Annotated in this window: 1 rRNA gene; it reads right to left on the reverse strand. The window is 50.9% G+C overall.

What is annotated here, in order from left to right:
• Window positions 1–619, reverse strand: a 23S ribosomal RNA gene (locus WMO42_RS13910); the annotation flags it as partial.

The following is a 619-nucleotide window of genomic DNA, read 5'->3' on the forward strand; positions in this document are numbered from 1 at the left end:
TTCCTAAGCTTCGGTGTCGTGTTTCAGCCCCGGACATTTTCGGCGCAGGACCTCTCGACTAGTGAGCTATTACGCACTCTTTTAATGTGTGGCTGCTTCTGAGCCAACATCCTAGTTGTCTTCGAAATCCCACATCCTTTTCCACTTAACACGCACTTTGGGACCTTAGCTGTAGGTCTGGGCTCTTTCCCTTTTGACCACCCAACTTATCTCGTGCAGTCTGACTCCCCAGCATCATCTGTCCGCCATTCGCAGTTTGATATTCTTCGGTAGGCTTTGACGCCCCCTAGGAAATTCAGTGCTCTACCTGCGGCAGACTAACTGAAGGCTAGCCCTAAAGCTATTTCGAGGAGAACCAGCTATCTCCGGGTTCGATTGGAATTTCTCCCCTATCCACACCTCATCACCACCCTTTTCAACGGATGTGTGTTCGGACCTCCACTACCTCTTACGGCAGCTTCATCCTGGACATGGATAGATCACCCGGTTTCGGGTCTATGATACGTGATTCCTCGTGCTCTTAACACTCGCTTTCGCTTCGGCTCCGGACCTTAAGTCCTTAACCTTACCGCGTATCATAACTCGCCGGACCGTTCTACAAAAAGTACGCCGTCGCACT

It is taken from the genome of Lachnospira sp. CLA-JM-H23 (assembly GCF_040096425.1).
Lineage (GTDB): Bacteria > Bacillota > Clostridia > Lachnospirales > Lachnospiraceae > Lachnospira > Lachnospira rogosae.